This window comes from Myceligenerans indicum (genome assembly GCF_016742955.1).
In the GTDB taxonomy this organism is placed as follows: domain Bacteria; phylum Actinomycetota; class Actinomycetes; order Actinomycetales; family Cellulomonadaceae; genus Myceligenerans; species Myceligenerans indicum.
Window position 1 is genome coordinate 38,718 of the sequence record NZ_JABBYC010000006.1, and the last position, 20,501, is coordinate 59,218.

The 20,501-nt window shown below is 71.0% G+C and carries 20 protein-coding genes; 1 reads left to right on the plus strand and 19 read right to left on the minus strand.

Annotated features, from left to right (window positions below; translation table 11 throughout):
- The first annotated feature begins 77 nt into the window (after nucleotides 1-77).
- Nucleotides 78-2,780 carry a glycoside hydrolase family 3 C-terminal domain-containing protein gene (locus HGK34_RS05910; protein WP_207193247.1) on the plus strand — a complete coding sequence of 901 codons (2,703 nt, stop codon included), beginning with the start codon at nucleotides 78-80 and terminating at the stop codon, nucleotides 2,778-2,780.
- A 25-nt stretch (nucleotides 2,781-2,805) separates the two neighbouring features.
- On the opposite strand, the gene HGK34_RS05915 is transcribed toward HGK34_RS05910, so the two are convergent.
- The 19 genes from HGK34_RS05915 to rho all read right to left on the minus strand — a co-directional run bounded on the left by HGK34_RS05915 (nucleotide 2,806) and on the right by rho (nucleotide 20,451).
- Nucleotides 2,806-3,423 carry a ribonuclease FAU-1 family protein gene (locus HGK34_RS05915; RefSeq protein WP_207193248.1) on the minus strand — a complete coding sequence of 206 codons (618 nt, stop codon included), beginning with the start codon at nucleotides 3,421-3,423 and terminating at the stop codon, nucleotides 2,806-2,808.
- Between the two features lie 169 nt (nucleotides 3,424-3,592).
- Nucleotides 3,593-4,843 carry an N-acetylglucosamine-6-phosphate deacetylase gene (locus tag HGK34_RS05920; protein WP_201845658.1) on the minus strand — a complete coding sequence of 417 codons (1,251 nt, stop codon included), beginning with the start codon at nucleotides 4,841-4,843 and terminating at the stop codon, nucleotides 3,593-3,595.
- An 88-nt stretch (nucleotides 4,844-4,931) separates the two neighbouring features.
- Nucleotides 4,932-5,627, minus strand: coding sequence for an endonuclease NucS (nucS, locus tag HGK34_RS05925; RefSeq protein ID WP_201845659.1), 696 nt, complete (start codon nucleotides 5,625-5,627; stop codon nucleotides 4,932-4,934).
- A 127-nt stretch (nucleotides 5,628-5,754) separates the two neighbouring features.
- Nucleotides 5,755-6,165 carry a DUF2550 domain-containing protein gene (locus HGK34_RS05930; RefSeq protein ID WP_201845660.1) on the minus strand — a complete coding sequence of 137 codons (411 nt, stop codon included), beginning with the start codon at nucleotides 6,163-6,165 and terminating at the stop codon, nucleotides 5,755-5,757.
- Between the two features lie 10 nt (nucleotides 6,166-6,175).
- Complete coding sequence (locus HGK34_RS05935; RefSeq protein WP_201845661.1) at nucleotides 6,176-6,436, minus strand: F0F1 ATP synthase subunit epsilon; 261 nt, start codon at nucleotides 6,434-6,436, stop codon at nucleotides 6,176-6,178.
- Between the two features lie 84 nt (nucleotides 6,437-6,520).
- Nucleotides 6,521-8,002 carry a F0F1 ATP synthase subunit beta gene (gene atpD, locus HGK34_RS05940; protein ID WP_201845662.1) on the minus strand — a complete coding sequence of 494 codons (1,482 nt, stop codon included), beginning with the start codon at nucleotides 8,000-8,002 and terminating at the stop codon, nucleotides 6,521-6,523.
- A gap of 49 nt (nucleotides 8,003-8,051) precedes the next feature.
- A complete protein-coding gene (locus tag HGK34_RS05945; protein ID WP_201845663.1) occupies nucleotides 8,052-8,954 on the minus strand; it encodes a F0F1 ATP synthase subunit gamma in 903 nt (300 codons plus the stop codon).
- 3 nt (nucleotides 8,955-8,957) lie between these two features.
- Nucleotides 8,958-10,583 (minus strand): F0F1 ATP synthase subunit alpha, encoded by a 1,626-nt coding sequence (gene atpA, locus HGK34_RS05950; protein WP_201845664.1) that lies wholly within the window; start codon nucleotides 10,581-10,583, stop codon nucleotides 8,958-8,960.
- Nucleotides 10,584-10,729: 146 nt separating this feature from the next.
- Nucleotides 10,730-11,542, minus strand: a complete 813-nt coding sequence (locus tag HGK34_RS05955) for a F0F1 ATP synthase subunit delta (RefSeq protein ID WP_201845665.1) — start codon at nucleotides 11,540-11,542, stop codon at nucleotides 10,730-10,732.
- Nucleotides 11,542-12,120: a F0F1 ATP synthase subunit B gene (locus tag HGK34_RS05960; RefSeq protein ID WP_201845666.1), complete on the minus strand. Its 579-nt coding sequence runs from the start codon at nucleotides 12,118-12,120 to the stop codon at nucleotides 11,542-11,544. Before HGK34_RS05960 ends, HGK34_RS05955 begins: the two co-directional genes overlap by 1 nt.
- A gap of 11 nt (nucleotides 12,121-12,131) precedes the next feature.
- Nucleotides 12,132-12,359, minus strand: coding sequence for an ATP synthase F0 subunit C (atpE, locus tag HGK34_RS05965; RefSeq protein ID WP_201845667.1), 228 nt, complete (start codon nucleotides 12,357-12,359; stop codon nucleotides 12,132-12,134).
- Between the two features lie 125 nt (nucleotides 12,360-12,484).
- Nucleotides 12,485-13,288, minus strand: a complete 804-nt coding sequence (atpB, locus tag HGK34_RS05970; protein ID WP_201845668.1) for a F0F1 ATP synthase subunit A — start codon at nucleotides 13,286-13,288, stop codon at nucleotides 12,485-12,487.
- Between the two features lie 278 nt (nucleotides 13,289-13,566).
- Entirely contained in the window at nucleotides 13,567-14,004 is a 438-nt protein-coding gene (locus HGK34_RS05975; protein WP_201845669.1) for a Cg1360 family ATP-synthase-associated protein, read from the minus strand.
- Nucleotides 13,997-15,223 carry an MraY family glycosyltransferase gene (locus tag HGK34_RS05980; RefSeq protein WP_201845670.1) on the minus strand — a complete coding sequence of 409 codons (1,227 nt, stop codon included), beginning with the start codon at nucleotides 15,221-15,223 and terminating at the stop codon, nucleotides 13,997-13,999. Before HGK34_RS05980 ends, HGK34_RS05975 begins: the two co-directional genes overlap by 8 nt.
- Entirely contained in the window at nucleotides 15,220-15,885 is a 666-nt protein-coding gene (locus tag HGK34_RS05985) for an L-threonylcarbamoyladenylate synthase (RefSeq protein ID WP_201845671.1), read from the minus strand. The genes HGK34_RS05980 and HGK34_RS05985 overlap by 4 nt, the downstream gene beginning before the upstream one ends.
- Nucleotides 15,886-15,898: 13 nt before the next feature.
- Entirely contained in the window at nucleotides 15,899-16,828 is a 930-nt protein-coding gene (prmC, locus tag HGK34_RS05990) for a peptide chain release factor N(5)-glutamine methyltransferase (protein WP_201845672.1), read from the minus strand.
- A gap of 85 nt (nucleotides 16,829-16,913) precedes the next feature.
- Nucleotides 16,914-18,014: a peptide chain release factor 1 gene (gene prfA / locus HGK34_RS05995; protein WP_201845673.1), complete on the minus strand. Its 1,101-nt coding sequence runs from the start codon at nucleotides 18,012-18,014 to the stop codon at nucleotides 16,914-16,916.
- A 120-nt stretch (nucleotides 18,015-18,134) separates the two neighbouring features.
- The gene (rpmE, locus tag HGK34_RS06000; protein ID WP_201845674.1) at nucleotides 18,135-18,350 is read right to left on the minus strand and encodes a 50S ribosomal protein L31; all 216 of its coding nucleotides are present in this window, start codon (nucleotides 18,348-18,350) and stop codon (nucleotides 18,135-18,137) included.
- 136 nt (nucleotides 18,351-18,486) lie between these two features.
- Nucleotides 18,487-20,451 carry a transcription termination factor Rho gene (rho, locus tag HGK34_RS06005; RefSeq protein ID WP_201845675.1) on the minus strand — a complete coding sequence of 655 codons (1,965 nt, stop codon included), beginning with the start codon at nucleotides 20,449-20,451 and terminating at the stop codon, nucleotides 18,487-18,489.
- Nucleotides 20,452-20,501: the final 50 nt, after the last annotated feature.

Consider the following 20,501-nt stretch of genomic DNA (forward strand, 5'->3'; position numbering starts at 1 on the left):
AAGCGCTTCAACAAGTCGTTATCGCCGAGAATAGGGGAGAAAGGTGGACATATCAATCCTTGCGGGTATCCTCACCGTTGAACCGATTCGAGCGGAAGGAGCACGACGTCGTGCCTGCCTCGCCCCTGTTCCGTGACCCGCGGTCCGCCCTTCCCGACCGCGCCCGTGACCTGCTGGCGCGCCTCACGCCCGAGGAACGCCTCGCCCTGCTGCACCAGCACCAGCCGCCCGTCGACCGGCTGGGAATCGCCGCCTTCCACACCGGGAACGAGGCGCTGCACGGCCTCGCGTGGCTCGGCGCCGCCACCGTGTTCCCCCAGCCCGTGGGAATGGGCGCCACCTGGGACGCCGACCTGCTGCGCCGGATCGGCGACGCGGTGTCGACCGAGGTCCGGGCGAGGCACGCCCAGGACGCCGGAGTGAGCCTCAACGTGTGGGCCCCCGTGGTGAATCCGCTGCGGCATCCCGCCTGGGGACGCGGTGAAGAGGGGTACAGCGAGGAACCATGGCTGGTCGCGTCCCTCGCGACCTCCTACTGCCAGGGCCTGAAGGGCGACGACGCGCGGGTCTGGAAGACCGTCCCCACGCTCAAGCACTTCCTCGGCTACGGGAACGAGACCGACCGCGCGGCGACGTCGTCCAACCTGGACCCGCGCAGCCTGCACGAGTACGAGCTGCCCTGCTACCTCGGACCGGTCCGGGCCGGAGCGGCCGGAGCGGTGATGCCGTCCTACAACCGGGTGAACGGGGTGCCCGCGCATATCGCCGGGGACCTGATCGCACGGCTGCGGGAGGCGGCGCCGGGCTCCCTGGCCGTCGTGTCCGACGCCGGCGCCCCCAGCTTTCTCGTCACCGTGCAGCGCGCGTTCCCGGACCACGCCGCCGGGCACGCCGCCATGGTGCGGGCCGGTGTGGACTCGTTCACGGACCACGACCAGGACGCCTCCGTGACCCTGGAACGGCTGCGCGAGGCGCTGGGGGCGGGGCTGATGACCTGGGACGACGTGGACGTCGCAGCCCTGCGGCTGATCGAGCTGCGGATCCGGACGGGAGAACTGGACTCCCCGGAACTCGCGGGCGCCGACCCGTACCGGACCATCGGCCCCGAGGCGATCGACCTGCCGGAGCATCGGCTCCTGGCGCGCGAGGCGGCGGCACGGTGCGTCGTGCTGCTGCGCAACGACGGGCTGCTGCCGCTGAGCACGCCCCGGGGAGGGTCGCTCCCCCGGCCACCGCGGGACGCCGTCACCCGGGACGCCGTCACCCGGGAGACTGCCACGAGGGGCACTGCCACGGAGGACGCCGCCACGGAGGGCGATGCCACGGCGGGCGATGCCGGTGGTCCCGGAACGCCCGCGCGGATCGCCGTCGTCGGCCCCCACGCCGACCAGGTGCTCACGGACTGGTACTCGGGCACGCCGCCCTACACGGTCACCCTCGCGGACGCGGTCCGGGAACGGTGGGCGGAGGTGCAGGTCGACGTGGTCACGGGTGCCGACCGTGTGGCGCTCCGGGCGCTCGATCCGGACGTGCTGGTGTCCGTGGAGGCCGACGGGACCGTGACGGCCTGCGCCACCGAGGCGACCTTCGACACGTGGTTCGACGTGACCGACTGGAGCGAGGGCCTGCTCACGCTGCGATCGGTGGCCTCGGGCAGGCTGCTGACCGGGGCCGACTGGATCGTGACCGCCGATGCGGACCGCGTGGGCGGCTGGGTGGTGCAGGAGTCGTTCCGGCGGCTCGACGTCAGCGGCGCGTGGGCGCTGCAGCACGTCGGCAGCGGGCGCTGGCTACGGGTGCAGCGCGGCATGGGCGCACTGGTGGCCGATGCGACACGCCCCGAGGACGCCACACGGTTCGCGTGGGAGACGCTGTACACGGGAGCCGACGACGTGGCCCGCGCCGCGAACGGGGCCGATGCCGTGCTGGTCGCCGTGGGCAACGACCCGCACCTGCTGGGACGTGAGACCGAGGACCGCCCCTCGCTGCCGCTCCCGGAACCGATGCGCAGGCTGTGGCGCGCCGCCCGCGACACCAACCCGGCGTCGGTGCTGGTGGTGATCTCCTCCTACCCCTACGTGCTGGACGGGTCGTACGACGACGCCCGGGCCGTGGTGTGGACCTGCCACGCCGGGCAGGAACTGGGACACGGGCTGGTGGACGTGCTGTCCGGGGACAGCGAACCGTACGGGCGGCTCGCACAGACCTGGCCCGCGACCAGCGAGCAGGCGGGCGACCTGTTCGACTACGACGTGCGGGCCCAGGGGCAGACCTACCGCTGGTTGGAGGGAGAGCCCGCGTTCTGGTTCGGGCACGGCCTGGGGTACGCGAACGTCGCGTACACGGGGTTCCGGGTGTCCCCCGCCCAGGGTTCCCCGTCCGGCGCAGCAGCGGGCGGCGGGCCCGCGCCCGAGCCGCGAGCAGCCCGGGACGGCGACGGCCCGCGCGTCGAGGAGCACACGGCGACGGTCACCGTCCGCAACGACTCGGACCGGCCGGCCGAGGAACTGGTCCAGGTCTACTCGCGGGGCCTGTCCGGGGCACCGGTCGAGACACCCCGGCGGCTGCTGCTGGGCCACGCGCGGGCACGCCTGCTACCGGGCGAGACGCGCGGCGTCGTGGTGCCACTGCACGTGGACCGCCTCGCGGTCTGGGACGAGACGGCCGGTCGGCTGCGGGTCCAGGCCGGCGACTACACTCTGGCGGCCGGACCCTCCGCGGGGACACCGAGCCTGCTGACCTCCCTCACCGTCCACGAGGAGGCAACGGCCCCGTCCTGACGCCCGGTGGCGGCCCCGATCCCGCTCACCGGGCCTCGAACGGGACCGTCGCCCAGTTGGCGGGGAGGTCCGGCGCGGTCCAGGACGCGTCCGGGGTCCAGTCCGCCCAGGCCTTGTCCCACCAGTGGTCTCGGGCGTCCAGCAGAGCCGCGATCCGGGCGCCCTCGGCCCGGATCTGCTCCATGCGGCCGGGATAGCGGGCCGGTCCCGTCGTCTCGAAGTCCTCGACGTCCTTGAACTCGTAGGTCTCGGCGTCGGCGGCCCACCACACGTCCAACTCGTGGTCGAGGGTGTCGAAGCCGATCGGGGTGCGTCGCGGGGCGTCCTCCAGGTTGAAGTACCAGCCCTGGAACTCGCGCTCGGCGCCCTCCCAGAAGAGGAAGAGCGAGTGCTCGACACCGGCCCAATGCAGTTCCAGCCTCCCGTGCCCCCACCAGTACGTGCTGCCCGCCAGCTTCCACGGGTGCTCGCCGACCGGGAACGTCCCCGACTCCGGATAGCCGAAGCGCGCTCCACCAGGCGTGTAGGTCACCAGCAGGTCGCCGTCGTCGTGCACACAGATCTGCGGGATCGCGATCCACGGCTCGCCGCGCATGATCTCGCGGCGCACCACCGTGCTGCCCGGCTCGAAACGTTTCGTCATGGCCCGCACGCTAACAGGGCGATGTTGCCGGGTGCCGACCGCCCGAGCGATGCCGGTGCGCCCGAGCGATGCCGGTGCGCCCGAGCGATGCCGGTGCGCGGGAGCCATGCCGGTGCGCGGGAGCGATGCCGGTGCGCGGGAGCGACACCGGCGGAACGTGGGCGGGACATCACCTGGGGACGTCGACGCCCCCGCGCAGGACCCTCCGAGGCCGCAGCTGTTCGTCCGCCACGACGACGTCGGCGCGCAGCCCCCGGGCGAGAGCACCCAGCTCGCGGTTCAGCCCGAGCACCCGAGCCGGCACGGCGGACGCGGAACGGACCGCGTCCGGGAGAGGGACGCCCGCCGCGACGGTGTGGCGCAGGACATCGATCAGATGGGCCGTGCCTCCGGCGATCGGACCCCCGTCAGGAGCATCGGGGTCGGCGATCCGAGCCACCCCGTCCCGCACGCTCACCGGCATCGGGCCCAGGTCGTAGGAGCCGTCCGCCATGCCGGCGGCGGCCATCGCGTCCGTGACCAGGGCCACCTGGTCCGCGCCGACCGTCCCGAACACGGTGCGCACCGTGGCGGGGTCGAGGTGGACACCGTCGCCGATGAGCTCGACGACGAGATCGCCACGCGCCGCGGCGGCGAAGCAGGCCGCCACCGGCCCCGGGGCGCGGTGGTGGAGCGGCCGCATGCCGTTGAACAGGTGGGTGGCGGTCATCTCGCGGTGGCCGACGGTCCCGGCCACGTTCGCGGCCAGCCGCAGGCCGGCGGTGACCTGGGAGATCAGCGCCTCGGCCGCCTCGGTCGTGCCGTCCGTGTGCCCGAGCGACGGGATGACGCCCGCCTCGATGAGCGCTGTCGCCGCGCCACCCGGACCCGCGACACCCGGGACCTCCGGGGCCACCGTCATCGTCGCCAGGTGGCCGCGTGCGGCCTTGGCGAGCTCGTGGACGAGTTGCGCGTCGCCGTCCCGCAGGTGGGCAGGGTTGTGAGCCCCACGCCGCTCGTACGACAGGAAGGGCCCCTCGGCATGGATTCCCGCGATCTCGCCCGCGTCGGCAAGGTCCGCGAGCATCTCCATCCGGGCGCGCAGGGTCTCCGGGTCCGCGGTGACGAGGGAGGCGAGCATCGTCGTCGTCCCGTGCCGCCTGTGCTCGAGGACGCCACGGAGCGCCTCGCCGGCGCTGGTCGCGTCGGGGAAACCGACGCCTCCCCCACCATGGTTGTGGATGTCCACCAGGCCCGGGAGCACGTAGTCGTACGACGACGGCGCCTGGCCGAGCTGCGCCTCCAGACCGGCGTCACGGGCCTGGGCGGCCGAGCCGACGAAGGCCAGGCGATCTCCCCGCGCCATCACGACACCGTCGTCGATCATCGCCTCGGGCAGGACCACTCGTCCGCGCAGGACGACCATGGAGTTCTCCGGCATGGCCCCATCCTGCCCCAGTTCGGGGCATGGCCCGCAAGTTTGCGCACACGCTGCGCCCGGACCCTGCGGTCCCTTGCGCTCGGACCGCTCAGAACAGCCGTGAGGTCGGGTCGTCGGCGCCGCGCATGGCGTCGTAGTCCAACGTCAGGCAGTCCATGCCGCGGTCGTTCGCCAGTACCCGTGCCTGAGGCTTGATCTCCTGGGCGGCGAAGACACCGCGGACCGGGGCGAGCAGCGGGTCGCGGTTCAGCAGTTCCAGGTATCGGGTGAGCTGCTCGACGCCGTCGATCTCACCGCGCCGCTTGATCTCGACGGCCACCGTGGCACCCTCCGGGTCCCGGGCCAGGATGTCGACCGGACCGATCGCCGTCATGTACTCCCGCCGGATCAGCGTGCTTCCCTCACCGAGCAGACCGATCTGGTCGGCGAGCAGTTCCTGCAGGTGGGCCTCGACGCCGTCCTTGACCAGGCCGGGATCCACGCCGAGCTCGTGCGCCGAGTCGTGGTGCACGGCGTGAAGGTCGATCTCGAGACGGTCGTCGGACTTCTTGTGCTGCACGGTCCAGACGCGGGCCACGCCGCGCTCCGCCGCCGCCTCGCCCGGGTCCGCCTCCGTCATCGTGCACGGTGGGCTCATCCAGTTCAGCGGCTTGTAGGAGCCGCCGTCGGAGTGCAGCAGCACACTCCCGTCGGCCTTCACGACGATCAGCCGTGTCGCGAGCGGCAGGTGAGCGGTGAGCCGCCCCGTGTACCGGGCGGAACAGTCGGCGACGACGAGACGCAAGGATTCTCCTCAGCAGGTGGGAACCGGAGATGGCGGCCAGGATCCACGACCCGGCCGCATGGTGCGAGAACGCCGAGGCAGCAGACTCCACGGGGAAGCTACTACCTCGGCGAACACAGGGCCAGCGCTACAGAACCAGGTCGCGGCGGCCCGGCGGGGCGGCTTCGAGCCACGAGGCGAGCCCGAAGTAGTCGCCCGCGGCCAGGTCCAGCTCGAAGTCCAGACCCTCGTACCGGCACCGGACGAGATAGTGCCCGGGGCCGTCGTCGTCGAACGGCTCACGGCCGACCAGTTCGAGCTGTTCGCGATACCACGTGCGCGCCGGCCGAGGAGAGAGGGACCAGCAGCGCCACCACTCGATCCGGCCAACGGCATACTGCGCGATCCCGGCGGTCCAGGCATCCTGCCCGGACGCGCGGGCGTTGCAGGAGAAGGACCCGACCCGGCGGGAGAGGGTCCGCAGGCGGGACGCACCCAGGCCGAGGACCAGTGCGATCGTGACGACGATCGCCAGCGCGATCCATACGACGCCCGGCACCGCCCCTCCCTCAGACCTGCTCGATCTCGTCGACGACGATCGTGACCAGGTTCTCGTCCATGGAGACGAACCCGCCGTCGACCTTCGCCTCCAGGGCCACGCCGTCGTCCGTGCGTACGGTGACCGTACCGGGCCGCAGCACAGCAAGCAGCGGCTCGTGGTTCGCCAGGATACCGATCTCGCCCTCGACCGACGGCGCGACGACCGCCCTGGCACTGCCGGACCAGACCTTGCGGTCCGCCGCCACGAGGTCCACGCTCAGCTCAGCCATTCAGGGCCTCCCTCTCGATAGTACGGGCGGGGCGCCGCCGGGCCGGGCATCGGCCCGGCGGCGTCCCGTACGGGGCACGGTGCCTCAGGCGCCGTACTCCTTCTGAATCCTGGCCCAGTTGCGCTCGAGGTCCTCGAGGCCACCGATGTTGTAGAAGGCCTGCTCGGCGATGTGGTCGAACTCGCCGGCCGCGATCTTCTTGAACGCCTCGATGGTCTCGCTCAGCGGCACGGTCGAACCGACCACACCGGTGAACTTCTCGGCCATGTAGGTGTTCTGCGAGAGGAACTGCTGGATGCGGCGCGCACGCGCGACCAGCGTCTTGTCCTCCTCCGACAGCTCGTCCACACCGAGGATCGCGATGATGTCCTGCAGCTCCTTGTTGCGCTGCAGGATCGACTTCACCTCGGTCGCCACCTCGTAGTGCTCCTCGCCCACGTAGCGGGGGTCGAGGATGCGCGACGTCGACGTCAGCGGGTCGATCGCCGGGTACAGACCCTTCGACGCGATCTCACGGGAGAGCTCGGTCGTCGCGTCGAGGTGGGCGAACGTGGTGGCCGGCGCCGGGTCGGTGTAGTCGTCCGCGGGCACGTAGATGGCCTGCAGCGACGTGATGGAGTGTCCGCGCGTCGAGGTGATGCGCTCCTGCAGGAGGCCCATCTCGTCGGCGAGGTTCGGCTGGTAGCCCACGGCGGACGGCATACGGCCGAGCAGCGTGGAGACCTCCGAGCCCGCCTGCGTGAAGCGGAAGATGTTGTCGATGAAGAGCAGCACGTCCTGCTTCTGCACGTCGCGGAAGTACTCCGCCATCGTCAGGGCCGACAGCGCGACCCGCAGACGCGTGCCCGGCGGCTCGTCCATCTGGCCGAACACGAGCGCCGTCTTGTCGAAGACACCCGCCTCGTCCATCTCGTGGATGAGGTCGTTGCCCTCACGCGTGCGCTCACCGACGCCGGCGAACACGGACACACCGCCGTGGTCCTGCGCCACACGCTGGATCATCTCCTGGATGAGGACCGTCTTGCCGACGCCCGCACCGCCGAACAGACCGATCTTTCCACCCTGCACGTACGGGGTGAGCAGGTCGATCGACTTGATGCCCGTCTCGAACATCTGAGTCTTGGACTCGAGCTGGTCGAAGGCCGGGGCCGTGCGGTGGATCGGCCAGCGCTCGGTCACCTCGAACTTCTCGCCCTCGGCGAGGTTGAGCACGTCACCCGTGACGTTGAAGACCTTGCCCTTGGTGACGTCACCGACGGGGACGCTGATCGGCGAGCCCGTGTCGGTCACGGCCGCGCCGCGCACGAGGCCGTCGGTCGGCTTCAGGGCGATGGCACGCACGAGCGAGTCGCCGAGGTGCTGGGCGACCTCGAGCGTGAGCGTGAAGGTCTCCTCGCCCTCGCCCTGGGTCGACAGGTCGATCTCGGTGGTGAGCGCGTTGTAGATGTCGGGAATCGCGTCCTCGGGGAACTCGATGTCCACGACAGGGCCGGTCACACGGGCGACCCGGCCGGTGCCGGCGCCGCTGGTGTGATCGACCGTGGCTTCCACGGTGGTGGCGGTCATTGCTTGCCTCGCTTCGGTGGGCCGGAGGGTCCTCCGGCGGGGGTCGGGTTCAGGCGGATGCCAAGGCGTCGGCACCCGAGACGATCTCGCTGATCTCCTGGGTGATGTCAGCCTGGCGCGCCTGGTTCGCCAGGCGCGTGTACGTGCGGATCAGGTCCTCCGCGTTGTCGGTCGCCGTGTGCATGGCACGCTGGCGGGCCGCCAGCTCGGATGCCGCGGCGTCGAGCAGGATCGCGAAGATCCGCGCCCGCACGTACCGCGGCAGCAGGGCGCTGAGCACGGCATCGGGGGACGGTTCGAAGTCGTACAGCGGCAGGATCTGGTCCTCGCCAGGAACGGTCACGCCCTCGACGATCTCGATCGGCAGCATCCGCACGACGCGCGGCCGCTGCGTCACCATGTTCACGAACTGCGTCGACACCACGTGCAGCTCGTCGACCCCGCCCTCCTCGGCGGGTGCCAGGAAGGCACCCAGGAGCGCGTCGGCGATCTCGTCCGAGACCTCCGTGGTCGGGGCGTCCGAACCGTAGGACCATTCGCCCGCCAGGTCACGCCCGCGGAACGAGTAGTAGGCGATGGCACGCCGGCCGGCCGCGTACAGCACGACCTCCTTGCCGTCGGCCTGGAGCTGGTCGATGAGCCGCTCGGTCTCGCGGATGATCGACGCCGAGTACGAACCCGCCATACCGCGGTCGGACGCGACCACCAGGACCGCGACACGGCCCGTGGGCTGCTTGCGCTCCCTCGTCAGCGGGTGGTCGACGATCGTGTGCGCCGACACCGCCGAGAGGGCACGCGTGACCGCGGTGGCGTAGGGAGCCGCCGCGGCGGTCCGTGCACGGGCCTTGCCGATGCGCGACGCCGCGATGAGTTCCTGGGCACGGAACATCTTCTTCAGCGACTGCGTCGACTTGATCCGCGCCTTGTAGATGCGCTGGGAGCCTCCGGCCATGTCTCAGGCCTTCTTCGAGACGACGATCTGCTCCTGCTCGACGTCGACGGGCTGGCCGTCACCGCCACCGACCAGGGCCACGCCGTCGCTCTTGACGAAGGCGGCGCGGAACTCGTCGACACCGGCCTGCAGGGCAGCCTCGGTCTCGTCGTCCCACTTGCCCGTCTCGGCGATCTTCTGCAGGACGTCGGACTTGCGGCGCAGGTGGTCCAGCATCTCCGACTCGAACCGCTTGATGTCCTCGATCGGGACATCGTCCAGCTTGCCCTTGGTACCGGCCCACACGGAGGCGACCTGGTCCTCGACCGGGTACGGCGAGTACTGGGGCTGCTTGAGCAGCTCCATGAGCGCCGCACCGCGCTGCAGCTGACCGCGCGAGGCCGCGTCGAGGTCGGACGCGAACATCGCGAACGCCTCGAGCGAGCGGTACTGCGCCAGCTCCAGCTTCAGGGTTCCGGAGACCTTCTTCATCGCCTTGACCTGCGCGTCACCGCCGACTCGGGAGACCGAGATACCGACGTCGACCGCCGGGCGCTGGTCGGCGTTGAACAGGTCGGACTGCAGGAAGATCTGGCCGTCCGTGATGGAGATGACGTTCGTCGGGATGTACGCCGAGACGTCGTTCGCCTTGGTCTCGATGATCGGCAGGCCGGTCATCGACCCCGCGCCCAGGTCGTCGCTGAGCTTGGCGCAGCGCTCGAGCAGGCGGGAGTGCAGGTAGAAGACGTCACCGGGGTACGCCTCGCGGCCCGGCGGACGGCGCAGCAGCAGCGACACGGCGCGGTAGGCCTCGGCCTGCTTGGACAGGTCGTCGAAGATGATCAGGACGTGCTTCCCGCTGTACATCCAGTGCTGGCCGATGGCCGAGCCGGTGTACGGGGCGAGGTACTTGAAGCCCGCCGGGTCGGACGCCGGGGCCGCGACGATCGTCGTGTACTCCAGCGCACCGGCCTCTTCGAGCGCACCGCGCACGGAGGCGATCGTCGAACCCTTCTGGCCGACGGCGACATAGATGCAGCGAACCTGCTTGGACGGGTCGCCCGACTCCCAGTTGGACTTCTGGTTGATGATCGTGTCGACCGCGATCGCCGTCTTGCCGGTCTGCCGGTCGCCGATGATCAGCTGACGCTGACCGCGGCCGATCGGGATCATCGAGTCGACCGCCTTGATACCGGTCTGCAGCGGCTCGTGCACCGACTTGCGCTGCATGACGCCGGGAGCCTGCAGCTCCAGGGCGCGGCGAGCCTCCGTCGCGATCTCGCCGAGACCGTCGACCGGGTTGCCCAGCGGGTCCACGACGCGGCCGAGGTAGCCCTCGCCCACCGGGACCGAGAGAACCTCACCCGTGCGGCGGACCTCCTGGCCCTCCTCGATGCCGGTGAACTCACCGAGGATGACCACACCGATCTCGCGAACGTCCAGGTTCAGCGCGAGGCCGAGCGTGCCGTCCTCGAAGCGCAGCAGCTCGTTGGCCATCGCGCCGGGCAGACCCTCGACGCGCGCGATGCCGTCGGCGGCGAAGACGACGCGGCCCACCTCCTCGGCCGCCGCGGCGTCGGGCTCGTAGGACTTCACGAAGCTGTCCAGCGCGGCACGGATCTCGTCCGGCCGGATCGTCAGCTCAGCCATTGCTCTTCTCCTGTCGTGCCGCGGTCGGGCGCGGCGGAAGGGTTGTACTCACGTGATTCAGCTGTCCCGAATCTCGGCTTCGGTCTCGGTTCCGCTCCGGGCGGGCGGCTCGTGCCTCGCCCCCCACCCTGCGCTGCACCTCCACGTCAACCGGCCAGGCGACGCTGCGCGTCCGCCAGGCGCGACAGGACGGTGGAGTCGACGACGTCGGCGCCGACCTGGATGCGCAAGCCTCCGACGACCACGGGGTCGACGGTGACGTTCAGCTGCACGGCACGGCCGTACGACCGTTCCAGGATCGCACCGAGGCGCTGCTCCTGGGCGTGGGTCAGCACCGTCGCCGAGGTCACCATGGCGACGAGTCGCTGACGACGCTCCGCCGCGGCCTCGCCGTACCAGGTGAGGGTCGGCACGAAGCGACGACCCCGAGGGTGCACCGTCGCCCGCTGGGCGAGCTCCTGCGTCACCGGGTCGACCTTGCCGCCCAGCAGCGCGTCGACCAGGGCGCGCCGCCGCGCGGGCGCGGTCGAGCTGTCCGACAGCGCGTGGCGTGCCTCGCGCTGCCCGACGAGCACCCGGGTCACCCGGAACAGCTCGTCCTCGACGGTCTCGAGCGCGCCGCGTGCCTCGGCCGCAGCCAGTGTCGCGTCCACGGACAGCCGTTCGATGCCGTCCACCAGGTCGGCCTCGCTGGACCAGCGCGACCGGACCATGCCCGAGAGCAGGTCGACCACGCGCCCGTCGAAGCGGCCCAGCAGACCGGCCACCAGGGCGGCCTTGTCCTCGCCGGCACGGGACGGGTCGGAGAGCGAGCGGCGCAGTGCGCCCGACTCGTCCAGCGCCTCGACCACGGCGAACAACTGCTCGCCGAGCGCGAGGGCGTCCGCACCCGCGGCCCGCAGGACCGGCTCGAACCGCTCCTGCGCCGCCGCCAGGGATGCTCCGCTCGTTCCCCGCATCACGCCTCCTTCGAGCTTCCGGCAGGCACGGCGCCCTCGGCGGCGTCGAGCTCGTCGAGGAAACGGTCCACGACGCGCGACTGGCGTGCGGAGTCCTCGAGCGACTCGCCGACGATCTTGGACGCGAGGTCCGTCGCCAGCGCACCGACCTCGGAGCGCAGGGACACCGAGGCCGACTGACGCTCGGCCTCGATCTGCCGGTGCGCGGTCTCCGTGATCCGTGCCGCCTCGTCGTTCGCCTTGGCCTTGAGCTCCTTGATGATGGCCGCGCCCTCGGCACGAGCTTCCTCGCGCACCTGCGCAGCCTCGGTGCGGGCCTCGACGAGCAGGCGCTCCTGCTCCTCGACGGCCTTGTCCGCCTGTGCCTGTGCCTGCTCGGCCTTCTTGATCCCGCCCTCGATCTGTGCGCTGCGCTCGTCGAGCACCGCCTGGAACTTGGGCAGCACGTAGCGCGTGAAGACCACGGCGATGATCACGACGATCACCGCGGACCACACGATGTCGTACGTCTCCGGGAGCAGCGGGTTGGGCTCCGCCGCATCCTCCGCGGCGAACAGTGTGCTGTTCAGGACCTTCATGGCCGGCTCCGTCACAGGAAGAACGGCGTCACGAGGCCCAGCAGCGCGAGCACCTCGATGAACGCCAGACCGATGAACATGGTGGTACGCAGCTGGCCGGACATCTCGGGCTGGCGAGCCATGCCCTCGATCGTCTTGCCGAACAGGATGCCGAGGCCGACGCCCGGGCCGATGGCCGCAAGGCCGTAACCGACGGTCGCGATGCTGCCATCGACTGCGGCGAGGGTGGTGACGTCCACTGGATTTCCTTCCGTTGGGCGCCCGTCCGGTGTTGGCCGGGCGTCTCGTAACTTGATTCAGGATCGAACGACTGTATGGCGGGACGAACCGTGGTGGCCGTCCCGCCGGGACTCGAGGGTCTGGGTCAGTGCTCCGACTCGACCGACATGTTGATGTACACGGCAGCGAGGATCGCGAACACGTACGCCTGAAGCACCGCGACGAAGAGCTCCAGGAGGGTGAAGGCGAAGCCACCCGCGAAGGTGACCACACCGAACACCTTCATGCCCCCCTGGGCCTCCAGCAGCAGGAAGTGCGTGGCGGCGAAGCAGAGGGCGAGCAGCAGGTGGCCGGCGATCATGTTCGCCAGGAGCCGGATGACGAGCGTGGCGGGGCGCAGGAGGAAGACCTGCAGGATCTCCACCGGGGTCAGCAGGATGTACAGCGGCGCGGGCACACCCGGGGGGAACAGGCTGTTCTTCAGGAAGCCCCCGACGCCGTGCTCCCGGACACCGGCCGAGAGGTAGGTGATGTACACCCACAGGGCGAAGACGATCGGCAGGCCGATCACGCCCGTTCCGGCGATGTTCAGGCCCGGGATGACGCCGGTGAGGTTGAAGAAGAGGATCGCGCAGAAGATCGTCGTCACGATCGGGACGTACTTGCGGCCGCGCTCCTCACCGAGGATCTCGAACGCGATCGACTTGCGGCAGAACTCCAGGACGAACTCCACGGCCGTCTGGAAGCGTCCCGGCACGACCGTCGCACGCCGGGCGGCGATGACGAACACCAGCATCAGGGCGGCTACGGCGATGAACCGGACGAGCATCACCCGGTTCAGCTCGAACGGTGTGCCTTCGAACAGGATCGCCGGGGGGAAGAAGTCCGCGATGGACGGCGCGTGGAAGCCGCTCTCACCCTCGTGGCCCTCTGCGGCGGCGAGGATCATGGACGTCGCAAACGTGGACAGGATGACTCCCGGTGGTCTGAAGGCCCGGCGCGCAAGGCAACCGCGATTGGCGGTACGGGCGCACCATCGGGCCTGGCCGTCATGGATTCGCGAGTAGCCTAACTCATGTTTAGCGTCTTCAGGGCGTCCTAGGCCGGTGGATTGGCCGCTTGTGACGAATCGCGCATGGCTTGTCATGTCGCTGTGCCGACACCATGGGGATCACTCCAGGTCGGACGGCTGCCGGCCGGCAGGGCTCCGGCAGCTGCGCGGCACCGTCAGCCGTCGACGTACGGAACCCGGCCGTTGCGCACGGCCCGGTAGTCCAGCAGCGCCGATCCGACGGCACCGAGCGCCACGACGCCGAGCACCACGAACCGGGCGGCCGCGGGCATCCCGTCGATCACCCCGCGCAGAGCCAGGAGGGCGAGGAAGAGCACCGCCATCTTTGCGAGCCAGCTCCCCATGACGTACCCGGCCATGGTGGCCGGTGGCTTTCCGACGCTCGCCCACATCGACCACACGGTGGTGCCGCAGAAGAAGGCGACGACGACGCCGCCGGCCAGCGCACCGAGCAGGCCCGGCAGACCCGCCGTCGCCAGACCGACGAGGCCGCCGACCACGACCAGGCCGGCCACCAGCAGTCCCCCGTCGCGCAGCGCTGATCGCAGGACGGCGCGCTCCGGCCCCTGGGGTTCGGCACTCGTCTCAGGCATGACTCTCCTCGTTGTTCTGCGGCGCGTGCGGTCCGAGGCCGGCACCGGCCCGTGGGCGGGGCGCGGCCGGGCGGCCGGCCATCGCCGAGCCGTGGCCTGCCTGCTCCAGCGCGGCGTCGTCGTCCAGGAAACGGCCCCGGTTCCGCAGCGGGCCCATCGTCACCACGATCGCCAGGAGGACCGCCGCCGCCGTGCAGGACATGACGATCCGCCAGTCCCATTCCACCAGGGCCGCGGCGCCGAAGGCGAAGACGGCCGTCCACACGTACAGGATGAGCACGGCGCGGCGGTGCGAGTGACCGAGAGCGAGCATCCGGTGGTGCAGGTGCAGCCGGTCCGGGGCCATCGGCGACTTCCCGGCGGCCAGCCGCCGCACCACGGCCATGGCCATGTCGGTCAGCGGCAGCATGATCACCGCGACGGGCAGCAGCAGCGGGAACAGCGCCGGGATCGCGGCGGCGCCCGTCATCACGTCGGGCTTGATGTTGCCGGTCACCGTGATCGCGGCTCCCGCCATCACGAGTCCCAGCACCATCGACCCGCTGTCGCCCATGAAGATGCGGGACGGGAAGAAGTTGTGCGGCAGGAAGCCTACGCACACACCCACCAGCACGGCCATCATCAGGGCGGCGAGCGACGCGTAGTTGTCGGGCGTGTCCTCAGCCGTCAGACGGTAGGTGTACAGGAAGAAGGCCGTGCCACCGATGGCGATGATCCCCGCGGCCAGCCCGTCCAGCCCGTCCACGAAGTTCACCGCGTTCATCGCGATCACGACCACCAGGACGGTGGCGATCAGCGACAGCCGCGACGACGGGATGGTCAGGCCGCCGGGTGTGGGGAGGGTGACGAGCTGGACCTGGTTCAACGCCATGAAGCCGGCGGCGAGCACCTGGCCGGCGAGCTTCGTGAGCCAGTCCAGGTCCCAGATGTCGTCGGCCCAGCCGAGGGCGCACACGATGAGCGCCCCGCCCACGATGCCGAACACCTGGCGATCCTCGAAGACGCCCTCGAGGAACGGCATCCGCGAGGCCAGGAGCACCGCCACGACGATCCCGAGCATGATCGCCAGACCACCGGCACGCGGCGTCGGCACCGAGTGCACGTCGCGGGCGCGCACCGCCGAGATGGCCGAGGTCCGCATCGCCACCCACCGCGCGGCGGGCGTGGTCAGGAACGTGACCGCGGCGGCCACGAGCATCAGCAGCAGGTACACCCTCACGCGTCTTCCTCCAGGCCCAGCACGGGCGCCACCTCGCGCAACGCCTCCGACCCGACGGCTCCGGACCGTACCACGCGCAGTTTTTCGCCCGTGGCGTCGACGATGGTCGACGCCGTGCCACCGGGGGCCGCCCCGCCGTCGAGGTAGACGGACACCGAGTCGCCGAGCTGCTCGCGCGCGTCGTCGACGTCGACCGCCGCCGGCCTGCCGGAGAGGTTCGCGCTCGACACGGCCAGCGGGCCTGTGCGCCGCAGGAGCGCGAGGGCCGCCGGGTGGTCGGGCATGCGCAGCGCCACCGTCCCGTGCGTCTCCCCCAGGTCCCACTGCAGGGACGGCTGGGACCTCAGGATGATCGTGAAGCCGCCCGGCCAGAACGCCTCGGCCAGCCGCCGGGCGTCGTCGGGAACCTCGGTGGCGAGCCCGTCGAGGGTGGCGACGTCGCCGATCAACACGGGCGGTGGCATCTGCCGGCCCCGGCCCTTGGCGGCGAGGAGGGCGGCGACGGCCTCGGCGTCGAAGGCGTCGGCCGCGATGCCGTAGACGGTGTCGGTCGGCAGCACCACGAGACTGCCGCGCGCGATCGCGTTGACCGCCTCGTCGATCGCCGGTCCCCAGGTCTGCGGGTTCGTAGCATCGAGCGTGGGACGTGCAGGTACGGTCACGAGCCTCAGTCTTTCACGATCCGGGGGTGGATTCGTCCCGAGTGGTCCTCCGGGCCACGACCATACGGGGCCGCCCGGTGAGGTCCTCCCGGGTGACGGCGGGCGCGAACGCGCCGGTCCGGTCGACCATCGCGCGCGCCTCCGCGGCCTGGACCTCTGCGTGTTCCATGACGAACAGCCCGCCGGGGCGCAGCAGGCGCGCCGCGGCCGCGACGATGCCCCGCGGCACCTCGAGCCCGTCCGCGCCGAGCCCGTACAACGCGACCGCAGGATCGTGGGCAGCCACCTCGGGGTCCCGCGGCACCGCGTCGGACGGCACGTACGGCGGGTTGGAGACGACGACGTCGACCGCGCCGTCCAGCTCGCGCAGCGCCGTGCGCGCGTCACCACGCACGAGGCGCACGAGCCCGGCCGCGCACCCGGCGATGTTGCGGGCCGCCCATTCGTGCGCTCGGGCGTCCAGCTCCACGGCATGTACCCGGCTGCCGGGGACCTCGGTCGCGACGGACAGCGCCACGGCGCCGGACCCGGTGCAGAGGTCGACGACGACGGGCGGACGGGAGCCCGGCGGATCCCCCACCCCGGGGGCCGGCTCCCGGACGAGTCGGCATGCCTCGTCGATCGCCTCCTGGGCGACCTGCTCCGTCTCGGGCCGGGGGACGAAGACGCCCGGCCCGACGGCCAGTTCCAGATGGCGGAAGTGAGCGACGCCGGTCAGATGTTGCAGCGGCTCCCGGGCCGCGCGCCGGGAGACGAGAGCGTCGAACGGGGACCGGGCGTCGTCGGGCACGGGCGTACCGAGAATCGCGCGACGACGTACCTCGCCGGGGTCGACTCCGAGGACGTGCGCCAGGAGCAGCTCGGCGTCGACACGCGGGGACGCCACGCCGGCGTCGGACAGGACCTGCGCCGCTCCGGCGATCAGCCGTTCGGTGGCGATCATCGGAGCGCGGGGGTGGACGAGCGGGCCGGCACCGTCTGCGGTGCGGTGCGGTTCCCGCAGGGCGTGGCGGAGCGCGGGGCACGGCTCATACGTCGCCCGCCTCCGCGAGCCGCGCCGCCTCGTCCGCGTCGATCGCGGACCGGACGACCGGCTCCAGGTCCCCGTCCAGGACGTGGTCCAGGTTGTAGGCCTTGTAGCCGGTGCGATGGTCCGCGATCCGGTTCTCCGGGAAGTTGTACGTCCGGATCCGCTCGGACCGGTCCACGGTACGCACCTGGGAGCGACGCAGGTCGGCTGCCTCGGCGGCGGCCGCCTCCTGCCGTGCGGCCAGGAGCCGTGCCCGCAGGACGCGCATCGCGGCCTCGCGGTTCTGCAGCTGCGACTTCTCGTTCTGCATCGACACGACGATCCCGGAGGGCTCGTGCGTGATGCGAACCGCGGAGTCGGTGGTGTTGACCGACTGCCCGCCGGGACCCGAGGAGCGGTACACGTCGATGCGCAGGTCGTTCTGGTCGATCTCGATCTCGCCGGGGTCATCCACCTCGGGGAAGACCAGGACGCCCGCCGCCGAAGTGTGGATGCGCCCCTGGGACTCCGTGACCGGGACGCGCTGGACCCGGTGTACGCCGCCCTCGTACTTGAGGTTGGCCCAGACGCCCTCGGACGGGTCCTCGACGACCTTGGCCTTGATCGCCACCTGCACGTCCTTGTAGCCGCCGAGCTCGGTACGGTTCTCGTCGAGCACCTGGGTGGACCAGCCACGACGCTCCGCGAAGCGGAGGTACATGCGCAGGAGGTCGCCCGCGAACAGAGCGGACTCGTCGCCGCCCTCACCGGCCTTGATCTCGAGAATGACGTCGCGCCCGTCGTCGGGGTCACGCGGGATCAGGACGCGACGCAGCCGTTCGGCGGCTTCCTTCTCCGCCGCCCGCAGCGAGGGGAGCGCCTCGGCGAACTCGGGCTCACCGCCGTCGTCGAGCGCGGCCAGTTCCTCCGCCGTCTCGCGGTCGTCACGTGCCCGCTGGTAGGCACGGTGCGCCGACACCACCTGGTTGAGCTCGGCGTACCGCCGCCCCAGGCTGCGCGCACGCCCCTGATCGGCGTGCACCGCGGGGTCCGCCAGCGCTCGCTCGATCTCGGCGTGCTCCTCGAGCAGCGGTCCGACGGCGGAGAACTGCTCGGTCATGTCGTGGCTCCTCGGCCTGGTCAGTTGGCGTCGTCCGAACGAACAGCAGCGCCGGCGGTCCCACGATCCGACTGCCCCTGGAGAGGTTGTCGGTGCGGGACCGCCGGCGCTGCGTGGGTGCTACTTGGCGGTCTTCTTGCCGTAGCGCGCCTGGAACCGGGCCACACGGCCACCGGTGTCGAGGATCTTCTGCTTGCCCGTGTAGAACGGGTGGCAGGCGCTGCACACGTCGGCGCTGATCTTGCCGGACGTCTCGGTGCTGCGCGTCACGAACGTGTTCCCACAGGTGCAGGTCACCTCGGTGACCACGTACTCGGGGTGGATACCAGACTTCATGGATGCTCCTTGATCTGAGGCCGCCGGGTCGCCCCGCTGTCTGCGGGCCGTGAAGCGGCGGGCCGAGGATCTATTCTGCCAGACCGCCGCACCCTCGCGGGTGCCGCGGTCGTGTGAGTGACGCGGAACTCGTCGATCAGACCGTCTCGCCGGGCCGCTCGTCCGTCAGCTTGCCCGGCGTCGTCTTCTGCACCTCCATGAGGAACTCGACGTTGGTCCGGTGCTCCTTGAGCTTGCCGAGCAGCAGTTCGGTGGCCTGCTGCGTGTCGAGTGCACCCATGACGCGGCGCAGCTTGTAGACGATCGAGAGTTCCTCCTTCGACATGAGGATCTCCTCACGCCGGGTACTCGACGCGTTGACGTCGATCGCCGGGAAGATGCGCTTCTCGGCGAGGGAACGCGAGAGCCGCAGCTCCATATTCCCGGTGCCCTTGAACTCCTCGAAGATGACCTCGTCCATCTTGGAACCGGTCTCGACGAGAGCGGTGGCGAGGATCGTCAGCGAACCACCGTGCTCGATGTTGCGCGCGGCGCCGAAGAACTTCTTGGGCGGGTACAGCGCGGCGGCGTCCACACCACCGGACAGGATGCGCCCGGAGGCGGGGGCCGCCAGGTTGTACGCACGGCTCAGGCGGGTGATCCCGTCCAGCAGCACGACGACGTCCTGCCCCAGTTCCACGAGGCGCTTGGCCCGCTCGATGGCGAGTTCCGCGACCAGGGTGTGGTCCGAGGCGTGGCGGTCGAACGTCGAGGAGATGACCTCGCCCTGCACCGACCGCGAGAAGTCGGTGACTTCCTCCGGCCGCTCGTCCACGAGCACCACCATGAGGTGGACCTCGGGGTTGTTGCTGGTGATCGAGTTGGCGATCTGCTGCATCATCAGCGTCTTGCCGGCCTTGGGCGGCGCGACGATCAGACCGCGCTGGCCCTTACCGATCGGGGCGACGATGTCGATCACCCGCGGCGTGAGCTTCGAGGCCTCGGGGTTCTCCAGGCGCAGACGCTCCTGCGGGTACAGCGGCGTGAGGTTGTTGAACTCCGCGCGCCCCTTCGCCTCGTCCGGAGTCATGCCGTTGACCGTGTCCAGGCGGACGAGCGCGTTGAACTTGTTCCGCGCGTTCTTGCCCGACGGCGGCTCCTCGCCCTCACGGGGCTGGCGCACGGCGCCGGTGATCGCGTCGCCGCGGCGCAGACCGGCCTTCTTCACCTGGTTCAGCGAGACGTACACGTCGTTGGGTCCGGCGAGGTAGCCCGACGTCCGGACGAACGCGTAGTTGTCCAGGATGTCGAGGATGCCTGCCACGGGCAGCAGCACGTCGGTCTCGGTGACCTCGACGTTCTCCAGGTCCATGTCCGGGCCCTGACCGCGGCCGCGACGCTTGCGGTCCCGCCCGCGGTCCCGGCCCCGGCGACGGCGCGAGCCGCGCTCGTCGTCCCGGTTGCCGTCGGCGCGCGGGCCTTCGTTGCGGGGACCGTTGTCACGCTGGCGGTTGTCCCGGCGCGAGTCGCCGCGGCCGCCGCCTTCGCGCCCGCTTCCGTCACGTCCTCCGGCCTCACGGGCTCCGCCGTCCCGGCCGGGCGCGTTGCCCGAGCGGTCCTGCTTGGGCTGACGGCCCTGGCCCTGGCGACCGCCGGCTTCGCCGTCCCCCTGGCCTTCCTCGGCGGGCGCGCCCTGGTCACGACCCGCGCGGCGCGAACGCGGCTGCGCGACGGCCTCCGCGAGCTCGGCGAGCCGAGCGGCACGGTCCTCGCCGGTCGACGGGGCCGCGGCGGAATCGGTGGTCGCGCTCGCCGTGGCGGGCGCGACGGCTGCTGTCACGGGGGCGGCCGCTGCGGCCGCGACGGGAGCCGTGGACTCCGTCTGCTTCTGCGCGCCGGCCTTCTTCGGCGCGCTCTTCTGCGCGGGTCGACGACGCGACGTTGCGCCGGCACCGGAGACGGGCTCACCAGTGGTGGTTCGAATGGCCTCGACAAGATCGCTCTTGCGCATCTTCGAGATGCCCTTGACGCCGAGCTCAGAGGCGAGCGACTGAAGCTCTGCCAGGCGCATGGCGCTCAGCGCGCCGCTAGCCGGCTTGGCGTTATCGGTGGTGTCTGTCACGAAGGACCCTTCCCCCTCGGAACTGCGGCCTGCTTCTGGGAGGCCACATC

Bases quoted from the DNA above. Each gene is read 5' to 3' on its own strand.
- HGK34_RS05935 (WP_201845661.1), bottom strand. From the start codon at position 6,436: ATGGCTGAGCTGAGCGTGGACCTCGTGGCGGCGGACCGCAAGGTCTGG.
- HGK34_RS05945 (WP_201845663.1), bottom strand. From the start codon at position 8,954: ATGGCCGGAGGCTCCCAGCGCATCTACAAGGCGCGGATCAAGTCGACG.
- atpB (WP_201845668.1), bottom strand. From the start codon at position 13,288: ATGATCCTCGCCGCCGCAGAGGGCCACGAGGGTGAGAGCGGCTTCCAC.
- HGK34_RS05955 (WP_201845665.1), bottom strand. From the start codon at position 11,542: ATGCGGGGAACGAGCGGAGCATCCCTGGCGGCGGCGCAGGAGCGGTTC.
- HGK34_RS05960 (WP_201845666.1), bottom strand. From the start codon at position 12,120: ATGAAGGTCCTGAACAGCACACTGTTCGCCGCGGAGGATGCGGCGGAG.
- HGK34_RS05975 (WP_201845669.1), bottom strand. From the start codon at position 14,004: ATGCCTGAGACGAGTGCCGAACCCCAGGGGCCGGAGCGCGCCGTCCTG.
- prfA (WP_201845673.1), bottom strand. From the start codon at position 18,014: ATGACCGAGCAGTTCTCCGCCGTCGGACCGCTGCTCGAGGAGCACGCC.
- atpD (WP_201845662.1), bottom strand. From the start codon at position 8,002: ATGACCGCCACCACCGTGGAAGCCACGGTCGATCACACCAGCGGCGCC.
- rpmE (WP_201845674.1), bottom strand. From the start codon at position 18,350: ATGAAGTCTGGTATCCACCCCGAGTACGTGGTCACCGAGGTGACCTGC.
- HGK34_RS05920 (WP_201845658.1), bottom strand. From the start codon at position 4,843: ATGCCGGAGAACTCCATGGTCGTCCTGCGCGGACGAGTGGTCCTGCCC.
- atpA (WP_201845664.1), bottom strand. From the start codon at position 10,583: ATGGCTGAGCTGACGATCCGGCCGGACGAGATCCGTGCCGCGCTGGAC.
- prmC (WP_201845672.1), bottom strand. From the start codon at position 16,828: ATGATCGCCACCGAACGGCTGATCGCCGGAGCGGCGCAGGTCCTGTCC.
- HGK34_RS05915 (WP_207193248.1), bottom strand. From the start codon at position 3,423: ATGACGAAACGTTTCGAGCCGGGCAGCACGGTGGTGCGCCGCGAGATC.